Raw genomic sequence first — 19,510 nt, 5'->3', positions numbered from 1 at the left:
CCTGGCGGCCGCGGGCATCCTGCCCCGCCAGGAGGTCACGATCACCCCCGAGGCCGGGTCGTACACGGTTTCCGCGCAGGGCGCCGAGACCGTCCTGGACCTGCCCGACGACGTCGCGCGCCACCTCTTCGTCACCGCACCCTGACCACCACCCACCCCAGCACACCCCCACCGCCCCGCACCCCCCACCCGGGATGCGGGGCGACGTGCGTCACGCGCCGGACTTCACCCCCAACGATCCACGCGCACCACGCGTCATGATCAGTGACACCGCCCACCACGGGCGGTCGGGCTGAGGAAGAAGGGGGAACGGTGGCCGACTGGGACGACGAGCTCACCGCGCTGACCAGACAGCGTGGGACCGCGCTCGTGGGGTACGCCTACCTGCTCTGCGGGAACAGGCGCGACGCGGAGGACGTGGTGCAGGACGCACTCGTCAAGGTGTTCTCGAGGCTCCGCGGGAGGGGCGCGACGACGGAGGGGCGGACCGCTCCTGCCACACCTCCGGGCGGGACCCGGCTCTTCACGCTCGACGACACGGCTGCGCAGGGGGCCGACCGCCCCGTCGCCCACCTCGAGGGGTACGTGCGCCGTGCGATCCTCACCCTCTACCTCGACGGGTACCGCCGTCGACGGCACTGGCTCGGACTGCGCCATCTCGTCGGCCAGCGCGAGGGCGTGGCCGGACCGGAAGCCCCCGCCTCGGCCCGCGCCGACACGGCCAGGGCGCTCGCCGGCCTGACGCCGCGTCAGCGTGCGTGCGTCGTGCTCCGGTACTACGAGGACCTGACGGTCCCGCGCATCGCCGAGGAGCTCGGATGCGCCGAAGGGACCGTCAAGCGTCACCTGTCGGACGCGATGGCCGTCATGCAGCAGACCCTGGGCGCCGCTTCCCCGATCGCAGGGTCCACCGCGACGCCAGCGACGTCCCCCGCACCCACCGCCTGGCCCCCCACCGACCCGGCACCACCAGCCAAGGCACCGCACACGACGAACGGGAGGAACATCGCGTGAGCACCATCGACAAAGGACCCTCGAACCACGAGGACGACCTGGGCCGCGCGCTGCACGACCTGGTCGACGACGCGTCCCTGCCCGGTCTCGACGCCCACCTCGACGTCGTCCGCGGACGGACGCGACGCCGTCGCGCAGCGAAGAAGGTCGCCCTCGGAGCGACGACCCTGTGCGTCGCCGGGGCCCTCGGCGTCGCCGCGCTCTCGATCCCGCAGGACGTGCGGCCCGAGCCGATCGCGCCGGCGGAGTCCCCGTCACCGACGGCGACCCCCTCGCCGACGCCCGAGCCGCCGCCGACGTTCCCGGCCGCGATCACCGCCTCTGCCCTCGCCTGCCAGCAGCCCGCCCCGACCCCGACAGGTGACGACCTGCCCGCCCGTCTGAGCATCGACATCCCCGACCTTGCGGCTCAGACCCCAGGTTCGGCGACCGCGCCGGTCCTCATGACGTTCGACGACAAGGTGAGGCTCCGATACGACGACTCGGCCACGGGGGCCTACGTGGTCGTTCAGGACGGGGTCGTCGTGAGCTCCTCGCTCCCCGCTGCGGAGACCACGGGCGAGGCCACGCCTACCCCGGGGTCGTCGGCCGGCTGGGAGATGGAGGTCACGACGGTCCCGACGTGCGGTGGGGCCAGCGGTCACCTCTCACGACTGCCGGCAGGAAGCTACGAGGTCTTCGCACTGCACCGGTTCCCCCTCACCGGGTACTCGGCCCAGCGCCCGGACGGGACCTGGGGCGACGAGGCGACCGGCACGCTCTTCGACGGATGGCTCGTCTCGGAACCTGTCCCGTTGACGATCACGCCGGAGCCACCGCTCATCCCGGGCGCCTTCGCGTCACCCACGTTCACGTTCCCCGTCGCACCAGACGGTCCCCACATTGATTCGTGCTCAGCCCCTGCGCCGACGCCGAGCGCACCGGACGCGCTTGGGCTCCTGACGATCGACGAGCCTCGTGTGTCAACCCAGAGCGGCGCGACCGTCACCGTCAGACTGGCCCAGTCCGCCGTCCCCCACGCAAAGGTCTACGCCGACGACATCGGCGGGGTGATCCTCTGGCAGCTCACGAAGGACGGGCAGATCGTCGCCACTGGAAACTCGGCCGACGCTCAGCCGGGCGAGGAGCCGCTCGGCGAACGGACCCTGCGGCACACCTTCGACGTCGTTCCCCTGTCGTGCGCCTCCTCGGAGGGCGAAAATCTGCCTCCGGGCGAGTACCAGCTGTATGTCACCAAGCCATACAGGGTATTGGCCTACTCTCTCCAACTCCAGGACGGCACGTGGGGCCCGGTCATGACGTCCCGACACACGAGCCCACCCTGGTTCTACGACTGGGGCCTCACCACCGAGCCCATCCCCTTCACGATCACGTAGAGGTCGTGACGTCGACCTGCCGAGCATGCGGCCCGCTCGAGACCCCCGCTCGCCGACCGGAGAGCGGGGGTCTCGTGTCACAGCGAAGGTGAGCGTCTCGGGGCCGCATCTAGCGAGGGCGAGGCCCCAGCGTTTCACCCCCAACGTTTCGCCGCTGGTGTTCGTTGAGAGCGGTGACACGGCACGCTGATCGACGCAGGAGGACTTCATGGCCCGTTGGGAACAGGTGCTGGACGAGATCGTCCGCACCCGTCGGAGAGCGCTCGTGGGGTACGCGTACCTGCTGTGCGGCGATCTGCGGGAGGCCGAGGACCTCGTCCAGGAAGGACTCGTGCGAACGTTCCGGCGCGGGCGTGCCGCGACCGACTTCCAGCTCGCCGAGAGCTACGTCCGCAAGGCGATCCTCACGACCTACCTCGACGGGTTCCGGCGACGACGCCACTGGGAGAACGTCCGGCACCTGCTCCACGACCCCGGCGGGACCGGAGAGACGGGACCGGGCACCCCGGCCGCCACGGACGACCGCGTCGACGTGCAGAAGGCACTCATGACGCTCTCGCCCCGTGAGCGTGCGTGCGTCGTCCTGCGCTTCTACTCCGACCTCACGGTCCGGCAGGTCGCCGACCAGCTCTCGCTCGGCGAAGGCACGGTCAAGCGCTACCTGAGCGATGCCAACAGCAAGCTCGCCGCCTGCCTCGGGCCGATCGACACCCCGTCCGACGACCTCGACGTCACTCCCCTGGGAGGAGCCCGATGAACGACAAGCAGCAGCCCTCGACTCCCCTGCACCTGGACGCCGCCTTCTCCGACATCGCCGCGAGCGCGGGCGCCGCCGCCACCGACGGAACCACCGGGACCGTCGAGGTCCACCGTCTGGTCAAGAGATCCCGACGCCGGCGCGCGGCCGCCTTCGGTACGGGCGGCTTCGTCCTCCTGGGCGTCGCGGGCATCGGGCTCTCCGGGCTCCTCGCCCCAGCGCCCGTCGAGATCCTGCCGGCTCCCCCCGTCTCCCCCGCTCCGACGGCCCCCCCGTCGATGTGCGGGACGACGCTCGACACGGACCCCGATCCCCGGGTTGCCCCGGCCTGGGGATTCGACCTGCGATCGGACTCGACCCGGGCCGAGGTCGGTGAGACCTGGACCGGCGACGTCGGGTTCTCGAGCGGGCGCGCGACGACGACGGCGACGCTCTCCGACATCCGACTCGTTGCCACCCGAGGGGGTGAGGTCGTCGGAGTCGTGCTCCCGACCGGCGAGGAGGACGACCCGATCTCGCTGCCCGTGGACGGGTCGAGCGTGCTACCCCTCACGGCAGACCTCGTCGACTGCCTCGACACCTCCCAGCCGCTCGGCGAGGGCGACTACGTGCTGTACGTCCAGGCGACCCTGGGCACCGCGGGAGGCAACACCGCGACGTGGGTGACCTCGCCCGTCCCGCTCGAGGTCGTCACTGCGGGCCAGGGCAGCGAACCACCGCCCGAGGCCACCGGCCCCGAGCCTGGGCTCGCCCCCATCGAGGTTCGCGACGTGATCGGCGACGACGACTCAGCAGTCTTCGAGGCTTTCCGAGAGGCAGCAGCGACCGGCGCTCCAGCGACCGTCGACCTGACCTTCGCCGTGTCATCGGACTGGCAGGTCGTCGAGGTCGTCGAACAGGACGGGGTGCGACGCCTGTCGCTCCCCCGCAAGGCAGAGGACCTTCCCCGCCCCCGCACGACGAGCGACGACGGCTGGTCCGTGGAAGCGCACGGGGGAGCTCTCTTCTCCGACGCGAGCACCAGTTCCTGGCCGTCCGACCGACTTGTCGGGACGTACGACGTGACGCGCGACGAATCGGGTGGACGGCCACGCTTCGTGCTCCGCGTCGTCGACGGTGGGACACCTGCGACGGCTCCGCCGACGAGAGACCGAGAGATCTGCGAGGCCATCACCGCGTCGGTCAACGCGGAGTCCGCGTACCCGGCCGACCTGGCTGCCGACCTCCGGTATCTCCTCGACCATCCGGAGCCGGGAGATCGCTCCCCGCGTCACGCCGAGATCCGGGCGCGATGGATCGACTCACCGCGCGTCTGGTGGGCCATGCAGATCGATGTGGCCACTCAGACGGCCGATCCGAGCCCGAACTCGAAGATTGCGCAGGTCTGCTAGACCGGGCACCCAGCGCGCAGGACTCGACGGGCGCGCGGCCCCGCTCGCCGCACGGCGAGCGGGACCGCGCCGTGTTCCCCCGTCGTAAACCCCGCTCCTGCGCTTGAATGGTGGCACCGCCTGCCTCGAGGAGCACGTATGCCCCGCTCGACCTCCCTCTCTCGCACCTCCGCCCCACCCTGGGCGGAGACCGTCGCCTCGTGGGCGGGGAGGATCGTGCAGGCCGTGGCCTTCTGGCTCGTGCTCGCCCTGGTCCTGCTGCTGTTCGCCCCGGGCTTCGTCCGGACGGTGAGCGACTGGTTGGCGGTCCTGAACATCCCCACGTTCCCGAGCGTGTTCTCGGTGGTCCTGGTCGGCGTGATCGCGAGCGGCCTGCTGCGGCGCCAGCGCGCGGCGCTGTGGTTCGTGGTGGTGGTGTGGCAGTTCCCGGTCGCGGTGCTGGGGCTCGCCGTCGGCCTGCTGTGGGTCTTCGACGAGGACAAGCAGGCGCTGCGCGCGGACGGGCTGGTCCTGTCCCCCCTCGAGATCGCGTCGTGGGTCGTGGCCGTCGTGGCGGTGGTCCTGCTGATCGCGGCCCGGTCCGCGTTCCCGGCCCGGGTCAGCAAGGGTGCGTGGTGGCGGGCGATCCTCGTGCTCGTGGGCGGCGTGGCCGTCTCGGCGTTCCTCACGCTCCTGCTGCTCGAGGTCGTGCCGAACTCCCTGCACGGGATCCGCAACCGGGTGAACTGGAGCCTGTCCGTCGCGCTGGGTCTCAAGCCCAGCGACTACCCGTTGCACGCCGACGGCTCCGGTCCCGGGTGGCTCGCGCTCGTCGCGGGCCTGGTCTCGGCGCTCGCCCTGGTGCTCGCGATCGCGGTCTTCATGCGTTCGGCCCCGCACGACGCCAAGGTCGAGGCAGCCGACGAGCTCGCGGTGCGCAAGCTCCTGCTCGAGCACCCGAGCGACGACTCGCTCGAGTACTTCGCGACGCGCTGGGACCGGAGCGCGATCTTCTCCCAGGACCAGCGGGCGGCCGTGTCCTACCGGGTGATCTCCGGCGTGTGCCTCGCGGCGGGCGACCCGATCGGCGACAAGGCGAGCTGGCCCGACGCGATCGAGCAGTGGCGCGCGCACGCCCGCCGGTTCGGCTGGGTGCCTGCGGTCCTGTCGACGAGCGAGCTGGGGGCCAAGGCCTTCCAGGCCGTGGACCTGCACCCGATCGCCCTGGGCGACGAGGCCATCATCAACACGCGGACGTTCACGCTCGACGGCCCGGCGATGCGCTCGGTGCGGCACGCGGTCGCACGCCCCGAGCGCGAGGGCTACCGGGTCCTGGTGCGCCGCCAGGCCGAGATCCCGGCCGACGAGCTCGCTGCTCTGGTCGCCGCGGCCGACGAGTGGCGGCACGGCGAGGAGCGGGGCTTCTCGATGTCGTTGAGCCGCCTCGGGGACGCCGCCGACCCGCGCGAGATGATCGTCTCCGCGCACGACGCCGAGGGGAACCCCCGCGGGCTCCTGTCGTTCGTGCCGTGGGGCCGCCGCGGCCTGTCGCTCGACGTCATGCGCCGCCACCCGCAGGCCGTCAGCGGCGTCACCGAGCTCATGGTGACCGAGCTCGTCAAGGCCGGCCGCGGGGCGGGCGTCGACCGGATCTCGATGAACTTCGCGATGTTCCGCGGCTCGTTCGAGCAGGGCGCGCGCATCGGCGCGACCCCGATCCAGCGTTTCAACCGCCGGGTGCTGCTCATCGCGTCGCGGTTCTGGCAGCTCGACTCGCTGTACAAGTCGAACGAGAAGTACCTGCCGGACTGGAAGCCGCGACTGCTGTGCTTCCAGAACGCGGGCCAGCTCACGCAGGTCATCTTCGCGGTGGGCCAGGCCGAGGGCTTCCTGCCGAACACCCCGAACCTGTTCCACCGCCGCGACCGCTCGCCGGACCTGCACCGGCCCGAGGTCTCCGCGGCCTTCGCCGAGGCGGTGCGCGCCCAGGAGACCGCGCTGCTCACGGTCTCCGCCCCCACGCGTCGCCTGACCGAGCAGCAGGCCACGCGCCACGCGAAGCTCGGCGTGCTGCGCGCGGCGGGCATGGAGCCCTACCCCGTCTCCGTCCCGCGCACCGTCTCGATCGGCGAGGCGGTGCGCCGGGGCCACTCGATCGGGCAGACGCAGGGCGCGCCGGTGCCCGACGGCGCGGCACCGGCCGGGACGAGCACGTCGCCGGGCGACGTGGCCCCCCAGGGCGACGTGTCCGTCGTCGGGCGTGTGGTGCGCCTGCGCGACCACGGCGGCGTGATCTTCGCGGACCTGCGCGAGGGGACCGACGAGATCCAGGTCATGTTCACGGCCGACCGCCCCGGTCCCGACCTGGGGCTCTGGCGGCGCGCGGTCGACCTGGGCGACCAGGTGAGCGTCACGGGCGACCTGACCCGCAGCCGCCGCGGCGAGCTGTCGCTGCACGCGAGCGCGTGGCAGATGGCGTCCAAGGCCCTGACCTCGCCGCCCGACAAGCACCGCGGCCTCGCCGACGCCGAGGCCAAGGTCAGGCTCAAGCACATGGAGCTGGCCCTCGACACCCGGACCGCGCAGATCCTGCGCGGACGCAGCAAGGCCGTGAAGTCTCTGCGCGACTCGCTCGCGGCCCGCGACTTCATCGAGGTCGAGACCCCGATCCTGCAGCGCGTGCACGGCGGTGCGAACGCCCGACCCTTCACGACGCACATCAACGCGTACGACCTCGACCTGTACCTGCGCATCGCGCCCGAGCTGTTCCTCAAGCGGCTCGCGATCGGCGGCGTCGGTCGGGTCTTCGAGCTGGGCCGCAACTTCCGCAACGAGGGTGTCGACGCGACCCACAACCCCGAGTTCACGTCGCTCGAGGCGTACCAGGCGTACGGCGACTACACGACGATGCGCGAGCTCACACGCGACCTCATCGTCGAGGCCGCGGTCGCCGTGCACGGCGAACCGGTCTCCCGCCGGGCGGACGGGACCGTGGTCCGGCTCGACGGCGAGTGGCCCGTCCGTACCGTGCACGGGGCCGTGTCCCGTGCCGTGGGCCAGGAGGTCACGCCGGACACCCCGATGGCCACGCTCCAGGCGATCTGCGAGGAGAAGGGCGTCCACTTCACGCCCGACATGACGCACGGAGCGATCGTGACCGAGCTCTACGACGCGTTCGTCGAGGGGCAGACGGTCGAGCCGACGTTCTACACCGACTTCCCGCTCGAGACCTCTCCCCTGACCCGCACGCACCGCCGCGACCCGCGGCTCGCCGAGCGGTGGGACCTCGTGGCGTTCGGCGCCGAGCTGGGCACCGCCTACTCGGAGCTCATCGACCCCGTGGACCAGCGCAACCGGCTCACGCAGCAGTCGCTGCTCGCCGCGGCGGGCGACCCCGAGGCCATGGAGGTCGACGAGGAGTTCCTGTCCGCCCTCGAGTTCGCGATGCCGCCCACGGGCGGGCTCGGGATCGGGGTGGACCGCGTCTACATGATGCTCATCGGGGCGAGCATCCGCGAGACGCTCGCGTTCCCGTTCGTCCGCCCGTCGGGGCGGGGCTGACAGGCCGTGGGCCCGGCCGCCCGACCGGGCGACGGTCGACCCGCGCCAACCCTGACGTACCGGACACCCGTCGGCCGGCCGCGGGAGAGTACGCGGGCGGGATCGGACGAGTTTTCCGCACCATCGTGCGGCCCCGGTCACATCGGGGCCCGACGGGGTTCCGCGCATCGATAACGAACGAGTAACGTAGGCCGCGATCGGGTGCACGACGGACGGCAACGACCACTGGCTCCCGCACCACGAAGTCAGTACCGACCTCCTGCCGGAGGCCGTCCCAGAGCACAGGAGTCACGTCAGGTGGAAACGTCCGCACCGGTCCAGCAGCGCCCGCACGGCGCGGCGCCGACCCCCACGCGGCGTCAACGTCAGGCCGAGCTTCGCGCGCGAGAGCTCGCCGCGGCCGGACGCGAAGGACGCCCTCCCGCCGACCACCTGCAGGTCGAGCACCGGCACACCGCCATGACGCGTCCCGCGACGTTCGCCGTGCCGCAGGCCGCGCCCCACCCGGCCCCTCTCGTACCGTTCCCCGTGCCGACCGCAGCCACCCCGGTCGCCCCCGCTCCGCAGGTCGCCGTCACGGCAGCGCCTCGGACCGCTCCGTTCCCGCCGACCGGCATCCGGCGCGCGGCCCCTGAGGCCGTGGCACCGCTCCAGACCCCCTCGGGCGAGATCCCCGTCGTCATGGTCCCCGCGCCGACCCCTCTCCGCTCGGCTCCGACGCCGGTCGTCGCCGCCGGACCGGCAGACGCCTCCACGACGCCGGCGCTCGACGGCCCGGTCTTCCCGCCGCTGAGCCGGCGCGAGCGCAAGTCGGGTGCCCCCGCGACCGCGGCCACACCGGTGGCTCCCGCGACGCCGGCACGCGGCACGTTGTTCGGCTCGCGTCTCGTGGCGCGCGCCGCGACGGGCGCGGCGTTCGTCGGCGCCCTGGCGTGCGTGCCCATGATCATCCCCGGCACGGCGTCGGGCGACCTGGCCCCCGGCGGGCAGCAGGCGGACCTCGCCGACGACGAGGGGACGAACACCACGACCCTCGCTGCCGACGACGACATGATCGCCAAGGCGGAGGCTCTGCTGGCCCGCGCCGAGGCCTCCTCGACCCCCACCCATGAGCTCGAGACGGCGCGTGCCGAGCTCGTCGCGCTCAAGGAGTCGATCCTCGCCGAGCGCAGCGAGGGTTCGCAGCGGGCGTCGCGCTCGACCGAGCGCGCGTCGCTCGCGGACAGCGTCGAGGTCGCCGACACGACGGTCGCACAGGACGAGGTGGCGACCGGTCCGGTCACGACCGCAGACCTCGGCCAGGCGATGGACAAGATGGCCATGCAGCTCAACGACTTCGGCGAGACGTCCAAGTCGGTCGTCACCCCAGCCCCCGCGACCCCGGCAGAGCTCGCGGCCGAGCGCCGCGTCCGTGCGGCCACGCTGCTCGACCAGTGCGGGTCCGCCAACTTCGCGAACGGCAAGATCCCGGCGTCCGCGCTCACGTCGTTGTCGTTCGCCCCGAGGCACTCGCTGCGCTGCGACGCGGCCGCGATGCTCGAGGAGCTGTCCGCCGCGTACGCGCAGCGGTTCGGTGCGGCCATCCCCATGACGGACTCGTACCGCTCCTTCTCGGAGCAGGTCTCGACCCGCGCCGCCAAGCCCGGCCTGGCGGCCGTCCCGGGGACGTCCAACCACGGCTGGGGTCTGGCGATCGACCTCGCCGCTCCGGCGTCGAGCCCGGGATCGGCACAGTACAAGTGGCTGCGCGCGAACGCCCCGCTGTACGGGTGGGACAACCCGGCGTGGGCCCGTCCCAACGGGTCGAAGCCCGAGCCCTGGCACTTCGAGTACGCGGCCGGCTGGTAGCCGCCCGCTCTACCGGAAGGCGGCGTCCGCGTCGGGTGCGAGCGCCCCGTCGGGGACCTCTCCACGCAGGACCTGCGCGACGACGTCGGGCCTCGTGAGCGGGAACAGGTGCCCCTCCCCCGGGAGGCCGTAGACCTGCGCGCCCAGGCGCGCCCCGAGCTCGCGCTCCTCCCGCAGGAACGGGCCCTGCCCGCGCGTCCCCCACCCGACGAGCTGGACGGGGCGTACCACGAGCAGGTCGAGCGCGTCGGAGCGGTCGGCGAACAGCTCGGTGACACGCTCGGCCTGCGACCAGCTCTGCTCGTACTGCCCCACCAGCAGGCGCCAGGCCTCCGGCGTGCCGTAGCGGCGGACGGCCTCGTCGTCGGGCATGGGGTCGGGGCGGTGCGTCCCGTCGTACCAGGCCCGACGGCGCAGCGCAGGCCCGCGCCTCGTCACCGCCCCGCAGCGCGAGAGCAGGGTGCCGCCCGCGTGGACGAGCCTCTCGGCGAGCAGCGTCGCGCCGACCGGGGCGGGCCGCTCGGGACGTCGCGGCAGGAACGGAGCCGTCGGGTCGAGCAGGACCACGGCCCCGAGCTCCTCGGGGAACGACAGCGCCCACTCGATCGCGGCGAGACCGCCGACGCTGTGCCCCACGAGGCCGATGCTCGCGGACGCATGCCGACCGGCCAGGCCGAGCGACGCCCGGATCGCGGCGACGGGCGCGGTGACGGCGGTCTCCCACGAGTCGAGCACGAGCACGGTCGCGGCCGGGAACTGGTCCCGCACCACGCGCGCGAGCGGCTCCATGTCGGAGGGGGCCAGCAGGAGGCCGGGCAGGATGACCCACGTGGCGGGGGGCGGGGTCGCCGTCGTCATGGGGCCCAGTCCATCACGCGTCCCTGGGACCCGCCTCGGAGGAGGCTGTGGATGAGGCTGCGGGGATCCGCAGGACCTGCACCGCGAGGACCAGGACGACCGAGAACGCGACGATCTGGATGCGCTGCGCGATGCCCGTGCCGAGGGGCAGCGGGCTGCCGAACATGCCGATCGTGCCGGTCACGACGCCCAGGACGGGCCCCAGGGCGCCGGCGAGGCGGGCCGTGAACCCGAGGAGGGTGCGCCGTCGGGAACGCGCGAGCCACACGACGCCTGCGCTCGCGACGAACGAGCCGATCCCCGACGCGACGCTCGAGAACGTGTGCGCCTGGTGGGCCGAGCTCAGGACCCCTGCGTCCTCGCGCGCGGCGCAGCTCCCGACCGACAGGGCACAGTCGAGCGGCAGCAGGGCGTCGGCCATGGTGGCGAGCCCGAACACCACGAGCGCCCAGGCCGTCACCCGCTGCAGGAGGGTCGCCGCCGGGTGTCCGGCCGCACGCCGACGCCGGTACGCGACGCCCAGGACCGCGAGGCCCGTCACCACGAGGGCCCCGGCGGCGAGGTCGGTGCCCCGGAACAGCGCGGACGTCGGCTGGTCGAGCGCGGCGAGCTCGGACAGGTAGGAGCGGGCCGGGTCGAGGGGCCACCCGGCGGCAGCCTCCAGGACGACCCCGACGTAGAGGACCCCCGCGAGGGTCAGGAGGACCTGGGCGACCGTGACGAGCGGGCTGGTGCGTCCGGTCCGGAGGGCCTGCGCGGACCTCACGCGACCAGTGCCTGCACGCCCGCGACGATACGGTCGATCCCGAACTCCAGCTCCGCCTCGGCCGAGTAGGCGGACTGCTGCGCCTCGCCGACCGTGGCACCCACCCTCCCGGCGACGGCGAACGTGCTCATCTTGCTGATCCGTTCGAGGAGCGGAGCGTTCACGGCCCACCACTCGTCGTCGGTCTGCCCGCTCTCCTCGTGCGCGAGCCGGGCCGCGCGCGCCCGCCGCGCCGCGGTGGTCGCCTGCCCGACGACGAGCGTCACGGTCGCGTCCATCGCGACGTCGTCGAGCCCGATGCCGTCGATCGCCCGCAGCTCGACGTCGTACTTGCGGGTCTCGCCCGGGCCGAGGACGGGGCGCGCGAGGTCGATGTCGAGGAGCCACGGGTGCCGCGCGAACAGGTCCCAGTTGGCGCGTGCCACCGAGCGCAGGCGATCCTGCCAGGTCGCTCCCGGAGCCTCCCCGTGCGGGTAGAGCTCGCCGTACGCACGGTCGACCACGAGGTCGACGAGGTCGTCCTTGTTCTGGACGTACGTGTAGAGCGACATGGTGCCGATCCCCAGCTCGGCGGCCACCTTGCGCATGGACAGGCCGGTGAGCGCCCCCTCGGCGTCCGCGAGCCCGACGGCGGCGCTCGCCACCTCGTCGGGCGTCCGGGACTGCTGGGGTCCGCGCGCGCCACGGTCCGCGTGCAGGCCCCACAGGAGGGCGAGGGTGCGCGCGGGGTCGCGCGGGGTCGTGGCGGGCGGTGCGGGAGCCGTCGGGGTCGGCACGGGCTGCCTCCTCGTGAGCGATCGGGGATCATCGAGGGGACCCGACGGATGCCCGACCTGTCGGGAATGATCTGCGTACATCGTACGTTGATCGCTCGGAAGACTGCCGTACGACGCACCAGGAAAGAGGTCCTGTGCCGCGACCAGCGCCACACCCGACCGCCGGCTCGACCTCGGGCGGCGGGCACCCGCCAGGCGTCGACGCCCTGCTCGACGCCTGGGCGGCGGGAGACGGCAGCCCCGCCGAGGTGTTCTGGGGAGCAGTGTGCGCCGAGGCCCTGGGACACGTCGCGGCCGGTCGCCTCGTGCCCGCGGTCGCCGCAGGCTCCGCAGGGTGGCGGGTGGCCCCGCTCGACGGTGCCGCCCTCGACCGCGTGGACGCCCTGGCGGATGCCATGCCCGAGGGAGCCGAAGGGGCGCTGGTGGGCGGGATCGCCCCTCGCGCTGACCATGACGTCGACGGGTTCGTGCTCTGGGAAGGCTGCGACCGGGCGACGCGCGCCGACACCGTGCGGCGGATCATGGACGTGGTCGCGAGCACCTGGGTCCGACGCGCTGCGACGGCCGTCGGCGTGCCGCCGGGGCCGGCTGGGCAGCTGGTCGAGGCCGCCCCTGACGACCGACCTGCCGCGGAGGACGAGGCGCAGGACGGCCTCGCCGCCTGGGCACGGGACGTCGCCGCGCTGCTCGACCCGCGGGTCACGGTGAGCCTCCGGCTCGACCCGCTGTCGAGCGACCGGCCCACCGCCGACGGCGACCTCGCGAGGAGCGACTGGCTCGCGACCGTCGTCACGCACGGTCGTGACGGTGCACGGACGGCCGACGAGCTGTGGACCGCCGCCCGCACGGACCCCGGCGCGCGCGACGCGCTCGGCGACGTCCTGGTCCGGCTGCGCGCGGGAGCCCATGCCTGGCCCCCGCTCGACGGGCTGCTCGACCAGCCCGTCCCCGGCGACCTCGTCCTCGCCCCGGCCGACGTGCGCGAGCTCCTCGCCGGGGGCGCTGCGGCACTCGCCGCGACGGGGATCGGCGTCGAGTGGCCCGCGAGCCTCGCCGGCCAGGTCCGTTCCGTCGCGGTCTTCTCGCCGACCGAAGCCCCCGACGCGGCCGGCGCCCTCCCCGCCCTGCTGCGTGCCGGGCCCGTCACGGACCGGTCAGGGGTCGCGTCGAGCCCCATGATGCTCACGCACGAGCTGACGCTCGACGGGGTCCGCCTCACCGCGGCCGAGCGCGAGCACCTGGCGCGCGTCCATGCCGAGGGGCGCTCCGCCGTCGTGCGCCTGCGGGGGCGGTGGGTCCTCGCCGACCCGGCCGCGGCGCACGCCGCGACGCGGCGCGCGGCCCAGCCCGTCTCAGCGCTCGACGCCGTCGCGGCAGCGCTCACGGGCGTGGCCCGCGTGGGAGAGCAGGACCTGGCCGTGACACCGACGCCGTGGCTCGACCGGCTCCGCGCCGAGCTCGAGGACCCGGCCCCGGCGCGCGACGTCGTCGTGCCGGACGGGCTGGACGCCTCGCTGCGCGACTACCAGCTCGACGGCCTGCGCTGGCTCGCGCGGCTGACCGGTCTGGGGCTCGGCGCGTGCCTCGCCGACGACATGGGCCTCGGCAAGACGATCACGCTCATCGCGCTGCACCTGCACCGCGCCCGGCCCGACGACGCCGCACCGCCGCAGGTGGGCGGCGCGGGCACGGGACCCACCCTGGTCGTGTGCCCGGCCTCCCTCCTGAGCAACTGGGAGCAGGAGATCCGCCGGTTCGCGCCCGGCGTCGCGGTGCGCCGATTCCACGGGGCGTCGCGCGACCTGCGTGGGGTCGACGACGGGTTCGTGCTGACGACCTACGGGACCGTCCTGTCCGACGCCTCCCGCACCACGCCCGTGCTGGGTGCGCACCGGTGGGGGCTCCTCGTCGCGGACGAGGCGCAGCACGTCAAGAACCCCGGGTCCGGCACCGCGAAGGCGCTGCGCACGATCCCCGCCGAGGCGCGCGTCGCGCTGTCCGGGACCCCGGTGGAGAACAACCTCACCGAGCTGTGGGCCGTCATGGACTGGCTCAACCCGGGGCTCCTGGGCACGCGCGGGCAGTTCCGGCGACGTTGGGCCGACCCGATCGAGGGGACCCGCGACCCGGTCCTCGCCGAACGCCTCTCGCGCCTGGTGCGGCCGTTCCTGCTGCGGCGGCGCAAGTCCGACCCGGGGATCGCGCCCGAGCTGCCGCCCAAGACCGTGACCGACCAGGTGGTGCCGCTCACGGCCGAGCAGGTCGGGCTCTACGAGGGCGCGGTCCGGTCGGCCCTCGAGGAGATCGACCGGGCCGAGGGCATGGGGCGCCGCGCCATGATCGGCGGCCTGCTCACGCACCTCAAGCAGATCTGCAACCATCCGGCGCAGTACCTGCACGAGGAGGATCCCCGGTTGTCGGGGAGGTCGGGCAAGCTCGACGCGTTCACCGAGCTCGTCACGACGATCCGGGCCGAGGAGGGCGCGGTCCTCGTGTTCACGCAGTACGTCGCGATGGCCCGGCTCCTCGAGACGTACCTCGGCCGGCGCGGCGTGCCGACCATGCTGCTGCACGGCGGGACACCCGTGGCGCAGCGCGAGCAGATGGTTGCGCGCTTCCAGGCGACCGAGGAGATGCCGCCCGTGTTCCTGCTCTCGCTCAAGGCCGCCGGGACCGGTCTCAACCTCACCCGGGCCGACCACGTCATCCACTTCGACCGCTGGTGGAACCCCGCCGTCGAGGAGCAGGCGACCGACCGTGCCTACCGGATCGGGCAGACGCGACCCGTCCAGGTGCACCGCCTGACCAGCGAGGGAACCATCGAGGAGCACATCGCCCGCATGATCGAGTCCAAGAGGGAGCTCGCCGACGCCGTGCTGGGCGCCGGGGGTGTCGAGGGAGCGATCTCGGAGCTCAGCACCGCGGCGCTCGCCGAGCTGGTGTCGCTGCGGAGCGACGAGAGGAGGCGCCCGTGAGCGCCGTGGGCTTCCCCGCGTTCCCTCCGACGGGTACTGCGGCCAAGGGTGCAGTCCGTCGGGGCCAGTCCTGGTGGGCGCGCGCCTGGGTCCGGGCGATGGAGGAGTTCGCCCTCGACGCGGGGCCGCTCAAGAAGGGTCGGGCCTACGCGCGGACGGGTCGCGTGGGTCCGATCACGGTCGGCCCGGGAGCCGTCCAGGCTCGCGTACAAGATGACGACGGCGAGATGTACCACACGGTCGTCTCGCTCGAACCGTTGACCGACGACGAGTGGGACCGGTTCCTGCACGCCCTCGCGTCCCGCTCGGGTCGGCTCGCGGCGCTGCTCGCGGGCGAGATGCCCCGCGACGTCGTCGCCGCCGCCGTCGACGCCGACGTCTCGCTGCTCCCCGGGATCGGCGACCTCGAACCCGAGTGCGACTGCCCCACCTGGGACCTGCCCTGCCTGCACGCGGCAGCGCTCAGCTACCAGGCGGGCTGGCTGCTCGACGCCGACCCGTTCGTGCTCTTCCTGCTGCGCGGGCGGACCCGCGAGCAGATCCTCGACGCGCTGCGCGACCTCTCGTCGCCGGGCCACGCGCCCGAGCAGGAGGCCGCACGGGTCGACGCACCACCCGACCCGGCCGACACCCCGGCGAGCAGCACGAGGACGGGGCAAGCGCCGTCGAGCCCGCGGGTCCTCGGAGAGCTGCCCCCACCGCCCGACGTCCCCGAGCCCCCGGCCGCCGCCGACCTGCTCCCCGGCGTGCCGGACGAGACGGGCGACGGGACGCCCGTCGACCTCGCCGGCCTGCGGACCGTGCTCGCCGCCGCGGCCCGGTCCGCGGCCGAACGACTCACCGCGCTGGACCGCTGAGGGTGCGCTCGAGCAGGACCATGACCTCGTAGTGCGTGGTCTGCGGGAACATGTCCAGGACGCGGCCCCGCACGGGCCGCAGCGACGGCATGGCCGCGAGGTCGCGGGCCAGCGACACCGCGTTGCAGCTCGAGTAGACGACCTGCTGCACGGTCGAGGACTCGAGCCAGCCCGCGAGGTCGGCGCCGATCCCGCGCCGCGGCGGGTTCACGATCACGAGGTCGGGGACGCGCTGGGCCGCCAGGGCGAACGCCGTGGCGTCCCCGGCCCGGAAGGTCACGTCGTCGAGCCCCGCCTGGGCCGCGCTGCGCTCGGCGCTCACGATCGCCTCGCGGCTCGACTCGATCCCGACCACCTCTCGACCCGGCGTCGCGCAGTGGAGCGCGAAGCCGCCCACACCGCAGTACAGGTCCCAGACGCTGCCCGGCGCGGCCTCGTCGACCCATGCGCGGCCCTGGCGATACAGGGCCGCGGCGACCTCGGTGTTGGTCTGGAAGAAGCTCTGCTGGCGCAGGTGCATCTCGATGCCGTTCACGCGCATGGTCAGCGTGTCGGCCTCGGTCAGCAGGATCTCCTGCTCGCCCTCGAGCGCGGCCTTGTGCTCGGGCAGGATGTTGACCGACACCACGCGGGCCCGCGGCAGCGCGTCGAGCAGGGCCGGCAGGTGCTTGCGCAGGCGCGAGACCGGCTCCTGCGAGCGCAGCACGAAACGCACCATGAGCTCGCCGTCCGGGGACTGCGTGACCAGCACGTTCTTGAGCTCGCCGCGCCGTGTCGTCACGTCGTAGGGCGTGAGGCGTGCCCGGGTGACGAAGTGCGCGAGGACGGGGAAGACGGCCTGGAGGTCGGCCGGGTAGAGGCCGCAGTCCTGGAGGTCGACGCCGCGTCCGCCAGCGTCGAGGATGCCGAGCGTCGGGCGCTCGACCGTGCCGCCCACGACCATCTTGGCCTTGTTGCGGAAGCCCGACTCGCGGCTCGCGACCGGTCGCTCCCACCGCAGGTCGGTGTGTGCCGCGAGGAGCTCGCCCGCGTGCCGCTGCTTGTCGGCGAGCTGCGCGGCGTAGCCCTGGCCCATCAGGGTGCACGAACGGCACTCGTGGGCGTCGAAGTGGGGGCACTGCATTCCCCCGATCCTACGGGGCGGTCCTGCGAGGGACGGCCCGGCTCTGGGTGCTACGGCTTCTCGCCGATCACGACCGTCGCCCCGAGCTCGTCGTCGGTCTCGACGCGCGCGACGAGGCCCTCGCGTTCGAAGAGGCCGACCGCGACGGGCGCCTGCCGCTCGCTCGTCTCGATCAGGAGGTGGCCACCGGGGGCCAGCCAGCCCGCGGCCTCGGCGGCGACCCGTCGGTGCACGTCGAGGCCGTCGCGGCCGCCGTCGAGCGCGACGCGGGCCTCGTGGATCCTCGCCTCGGGCGGCATGGTCTCGATCGCACCGGTCGGGACGTAGGGCGCGTTGACGACGAGGACGTCCACGATCCCGCGCAGGCGGGTCGGCAGGGCGTTGTACAAGTCCCCCTCATGCACCTGTCCATCGAGGTTCCGGCGGGCGCAGCGCACCGCGGCGGGGTCGACGTCCGCGGCGTGCAGGTCGATGCCCGGGTGCGCCGCGACCAGCACCGCACCCAGCGCGCCCGTACCGCAGCACAGGTCGACGACCGTCGCACGCTCCCCCGTGAGCCCGCTCGCGAGCGACGCGAGGAGCGCCGTGCGACGTCGCGGCACGAACACCGTGGGATCGACCAGGATGCGCAGCCCGCAGAACTCGGCCCACCCGACGACCTGCTCGAGGGGCAGCCCCGCCACCCGGCTCGCCACCATGGCGTCCAGCTCGGCCGGGGACGTCGCGGCCGCACGGAGGAGGTCCGCCTCCTCCTCGGCGAACACGCATCCCGCTGCGCGCAGGGTGGACACGACGTCTGACGGGCTCATGGCGGGACTCACGCTACTACCCGGCCCCGCGCACGGGCGGATAATGGACACGTGCCCGACGACGCAGCCCCCGCCCCCGCCCGTCCCACCACCCTCGTGGCCGCCACCCCACGGGGCCCGTCCCCGCAGGCTCGAGCCCACGCAGAGGACCTCGCGCGATTCGTCGAGGCCTCGCCCTCGTCGTTCCACGCGGCCCACGAGGTCGCGCGCCGCGCCGTCGAGGCAGGCTTCACGCTGCTCGACGAGGCCGACGCCTGGCCGCGCACGACCGCCGGAGGGCGCTACGTCGTCGTGCGGGACGGCGCCGTCATCGCGTGGGTCACGCCCGCCGGGGCGAGCCCCACGACGCCCTTCGCGATCCTCGGCGCGCACACCGACTCACCCGGCTTCAAGCTCAAGCCCAGGCCGACCACGGGCCGCGAAGGCTGGTGGCAGGCAGGCGTCGAGGTCTACGGCGGCCCGCTGCTCAACTCGTGGCTCGACCGCGAGCTCGAGCTCGCAGGACGGCTCGTGACGCTCGACGGCCGCAGCCACCTCGTGCGGACCGGACCCCTGCTGCGCATCCCGCAGCTCGCGATCCACCTCGACCGTGCCGCGAACGACGGCCTCACGCTCGACAAGCAGCGCCACACCCAGCCCGTGTGGGGCCTTGGCACGCTCGGCGCCCCCGACGCCGACCTGCTCGCGCTCCTCGCCGAGCACGCGGGCGTCCGGGCAGCGGAGGTCGGGGGGTACGACCTCGTCGTGGCCGACACGCAGGCGCCGCGGATCTTCGGCGCGCACGAAGAGCTCCTCGCCTCGGGACGGCTCGACAACCTGCTGTCGGTGCACGCCGGTCTCGTCGCGCTGCTGGAGGCGGCGGCCGGGACCCCGAGCGGCGAGACGCCGATCGCGGTCCTCGCGGCGTTCGACCACGAGGAGATCGGCAGCGAGACACGCTCGGGGGCCAGCGGCCCGTTCCTCGCGGACGTCCTGTCGCGCGTCAGCGGCGGGCTCGGGGCGAGCGACGAGGACCGGCACCGCGCGCTCGCGGGGTCCCTGTGCGTGTCGAGCGACGTCGGGCACTCGGTCCACCCCAACTACCCGGAGCGCCACGACCCGGCGAACCGCCCCGTGGCGGGCGGCGGTCCGATCCTCAAGATCAACGCCAACCAGCGGTACGCGACCGACGCCCACGGTGCGGCGACCTGGGCCGCGGCCTGCGCGGCCGCCGGGGTGCCGAGCCAGGAGTTCGTCTCGGAGAACACCGTCCCGTGCGGGTCCACGATCGGGCCGTTGACCGCGACCCGCCTCGGCATCCGGACGGTCGACGTCGGCGCGCCCATCCTCTCGATGCACTCGGCGCGCGAGCTCACGGCCGTCGCGGACCCGTACTACCTGTCGCGCGCGATCGGGCAGGTCTTCGCGGGCTGAGACCGGC

At 73.6% G+C, this 19,510-nt stretch carries 14 protein-coding genes; 9 read left to right on the top strand and 5 right to left on the bottom strand.

The genetic code is table 11. From position 1 onward, the window contains the following. The first annotated feature begins 312 nt into the window (after nucleotides 1–312). The 6 genes from H9640_RS18140 (at nucleotide 313) to H9640_RS19800 (ending at nucleotide 9,926) form a co-directional block, all read left to right on the top strand. Complete coding sequence (locus H9640_RS18140) at nucleotides 313–1,014, top strand: RNA polymerase sigma factor (RefSeq protein ID WP_191792165.1); 702 nt, start codon at nucleotides 313–315, stop codon at nucleotides 1,012–1,014. Beyond that, a complete protein-coding gene (locus H9640_RS18135) occupies nucleotides 1,011–2,390 on the top strand; it encodes a hypothetical protein (protein WP_191792164.1) in 1,380 nt (459 codons plus the stop codon). The genes H9640_RS18140 and H9640_RS18135 overlap by 4 nt, the downstream gene beginning before the upstream one ends. Before the next feature lie 208 nt (nucleotides 2,391–2,598). Continuing rightward, nucleotides 2,599–3,147: a sigma-70 family RNA polymerase sigma factor gene (locus H9640_RS18130; protein WP_191792163.1), complete on the top strand. Its 549-nt coding sequence runs from the start codon at nucleotides 2,599–2,601 to the stop codon at nucleotides 3,145–3,147. Then, nucleotides 3,144–4,538: a hypothetical protein gene (locus H9640_RS18125; RefSeq protein WP_191792162.1), complete on the top strand. Its 1,395-nt coding sequence runs from the start codon at nucleotides 3,144–3,146 to the stop codon at nucleotides 4,536–4,538. Before H9640_RS18130 ends, H9640_RS18125 begins: the two co-directional genes overlap by 4 nt. 138 nt (nucleotides 4,539–4,676) lie before the next feature. Continuing rightward, the gene (lysX, locus tag H9640_RS18120) at nucleotides 4,677–8,078 is read left to right on the top strand and encodes a bifunctional lysylphosphatidylglycerol synthetase/lysine--tRNA ligase LysX (RefSeq protein ID WP_191792161.1); all 3,402 of its coding nucleotides are present in this window, start codon (nucleotides 4,677–4,679) and stop codon (nucleotides 8,076–8,078) included. Between the two features lie 297 nt (nucleotides 8,079–8,375). Continuing rightward, the gene (locus tag H9640_RS19800; protein ID WP_191792160.1) at nucleotides 8,376–9,926 is read left to right on the top strand and encodes a M15 family metallopeptidase; all 1,551 of its coding nucleotides are present in this window, start codon (nucleotides 8,376–8,378) and stop codon (nucleotides 9,924–9,926) included. Between the two features lie 9 nt (nucleotides 9,927–9,935). Here H9640_RS19800 and H9640_RS18110 read toward each other — a convergent pair whose 3' ends face one another. Genes H9640_RS18110 through H9640_RS18100 form a run of 3 tightly spaced genes read right to left on the bottom strand, consistent with a single transcriptional unit; the run spans nucleotide 9,936 to nucleotide 12,326 of the window. Further along, a complete protein-coding gene (locus tag H9640_RS18110; RefSeq protein WP_191792159.1) occupies nucleotides 9,936–10,784 on the bottom strand; it encodes an alpha/beta fold hydrolase in 849 nt (282 codons plus the stop codon). Between the two features lie 13 nt (nucleotides 10,785–10,797). Then, on the bottom strand, nucleotides 10,798–11,550 hold the full coding sequence (locus H9640_RS18105; protein WP_191792158.1) for a DUF998 domain-containing protein: 753 nt from the start codon (nucleotides 11,548–11,550) through the stop codon (nucleotides 10,798–10,800). Continuing rightward, nucleotides 11,547–12,326: a TetR/AcrR family transcriptional regulator gene (locus tag H9640_RS18100; protein WP_318243840.1), complete on the bottom strand. Its 780-nt coding sequence runs from the start codon at nucleotides 12,324–12,326 to the stop codon at nucleotides 11,547–11,549. Before H9640_RS18100 ends, H9640_RS18105 begins: the two co-directional genes overlap by 4 nt. A gap of 134 nt (nucleotides 12,327–12,460) precedes the next feature. Between H9640_RS18100 and H9640_RS18095 the strand changes: the two genes are divergently transcribed. Beyond that, nucleotides 12,461–15,301, top strand: a complete 2,841-nt coding sequence (locus tag H9640_RS18095) for a DEAD/DEAH box helicase (protein WP_191792156.1) — start codon at nucleotides 12,461–12,463, stop codon at nucleotides 15,299–15,301. Then, nucleotides 15,298–16,158, top strand: a complete 861-nt coding sequence (locus H9640_RS18090; protein WP_191792155.1) for an SWIM zinc finger family protein — start codon at nucleotides 15,298–15,300, stop codon at nucleotides 16,156–16,158. Before H9640_RS18095 ends, H9640_RS18090 begins: the two co-directional genes overlap by 4 nt. Here the strand turns inward: H9640_RS18090 and rlmC are convergent. Both rlmC and H9640_RS18080 read right to left on the bottom strand, forming a co-directional pair. Continuing rightward, nucleotides 16,139–17,281, bottom strand: coding sequence for a 23S rRNA (uracil(747)-C(5))-methyltransferase RlmC (rlmC, locus tag H9640_RS18085; RefSeq protein ID WP_191792154.1), 1,143 nt, complete (start codon nucleotides 17,279–17,281; stop codon nucleotides 16,139–16,141). The two genes, H9640_RS18090 and rlmC, sit on opposite strands and share 20 nt — an antisense overlap. Before the next feature lie 50 nt (nucleotides 17,282–17,331). Beyond that, nucleotides 17,332–18,090 (bottom strand): putative protein N(5)-glutamine methyltransferase, encoded by a 759-nt coding sequence (locus H9640_RS18080; protein ID WP_191792153.1) that lies wholly within the window; start codon nucleotides 18,088–18,090, stop codon nucleotides 17,332–17,334. A gap of 96 nt (nucleotides 18,091–18,186) precedes the next feature. Between H9640_RS18080 and H9640_RS18075 the strand changes: the two genes are divergently transcribed. Beyond that, nucleotides 18,187–19,503, top strand: a complete 1,317-nt coding sequence (locus H9640_RS18075; RefSeq protein WP_191792179.1) for a M18 family aminopeptidase — start codon at nucleotides 18,187–18,189, stop codon at nucleotides 19,501–19,503. The last annotated feature ends 7 nt before the right edge of the window (nucleotides 19,504–19,510 follow it).

The organism is Oerskovia gallyi (assembly GCF_014836745.1).
Classification (GTDB): Bacteria; Actinomycetota; Actinomycetes; order Actinomycetales; family Cellulomonadaceae; genus Oerskovia; species Oerskovia paurometabola.
This window is presented reverse-complemented; position numbering and strand designations above follow the sequence as displayed.